We start from the raw sequence: 1227 nt of genomic DNA on the forward strand, positions 1-1227 counted from the left end.
TTCGGCAAAATATTTCGCGGCCTTGCGCAGGATGTCGCGTTCTTCGCGCAACTTTGCGTTTTCTTTTTCTAGCTGGCGGATTCGCTCAGAATCAGTCGTCGCCTGGGCCTTGTCGCGCATGGTCTTCGTGCGGGATCGTTTGCCGGTGCCGTACTGCTTAAGCCAGGAATAAAGTGAGGAACGATTAACGCCAAGCTCTGTTGAAGCCGCGTGAAGTGAGAGGTCCTCATTGTTTTCGTAGAGGGCCACAGCATCACGTTTGAACTGTTCGGAGTACCTAGGCATGGTGGTAGATTACCTTTCTTCCCAACCCAACCGGGCTGGATATCAGGTGTCTACCTAACAGGGGTCAGGTCCGATTCTCTTAGAGTTTTATCTAAACAATACAGCAACATCTGTATGGCAACATTCCAATCACGCTACCGTCAATCCCTTAGTGCTTAGTTCAGGGATAGTTTATTGAAAACCAACCCGATGTGGAAGGTGTTGTTGCAAAGTTGGGTGGTGAGCAGCGAAGACTCAGTTTCTCATTCCCTGATGGCCGCGGCGTGTGGGCGTTGTTAGGCCGTCTCGAAGACCTGGTTGACGATCGCCGCGTCCGGGTTCGGTTGCCTGTTGGCAAACATCGTGCCTTGCCCTTTCCGCAATGAGTGCATCGCCTCCATTCCTTTCAACGTCCGATATGCAGATGTCCGGTTCTTAAACGCGCCTTTCGGCCCGAGGATCCGCTTCAGCCGACCATGGTCGCCTTCCAGGATGTTGTTGAGGTATTTCACCTGCCGGTGTTCCACTGGTGGCGGGCAGATTCCCTCTGACTTCAACTCGGCGATTGCCCTGGCTAGGCAGGGTGCTTTATTGGTGTTGATCACTCTGGGATACCCGGCTGACGCATTGGATCTGACGGCCTTGGCCAGGAAACGCTTCGCTGCGGCGACGTTACGCTTTGGTGAGAGGTAGAAGTCTAAGGTCTGGCCACCGGCGGTGATCGCCCGATAGAGGTAGCATCACCTGCCGCCGACTCGGATATAGGTCTCATCCACCCGCCAGGACTGGGCCTGCCAGTCGGGTACCTGCCGGTACCACCGTGTTTGCTTGTCCAGCTCAGGGGCGCATTTCTGGACCCAGCGGTAGATCGTGGTGTGATCAACCGGCACACCCCGCTCGGTCATCATCTCCTCGAGGTCGCGATAGCTCACCCCGTAGCGGCAGTACCACCGCACCGCCCAC

General features: G+C 55.7%; 1 protein-coding gene and 1 pseudogene. Both read right to left on the minus strand.

Going from position 1 to position 1227, the window contains the following annotated elements; all coding sequences use genetic code 11:
• Nucleotides 1-285 (minus strand): IS3 family transposase (locus tag HMPREF2888_RS07575; RefSeq protein WP_070518597.1); only part of this gene is annotated, 285 nt, incomplete at its 3' end.
• A 275-nt stretch (nt 286-560) separates the two neighbouring features.
• Nucleotides 561-1227, minus strand: a pseudogene (locus HMPREF2888_RS07580) (IS6 family transposase); the annotation flags it as partial.

It is taken from the genome of Corynebacterium sp. HMSC077D03 (genome assembly GCF_001808545.1).
Taxonomy (GTDB): domain Bacteria; phylum Actinomycetota; class Actinomycetes; order Mycobacteriales; family Mycobacteriaceae; genus Corynebacterium; species Corynebacterium simulans.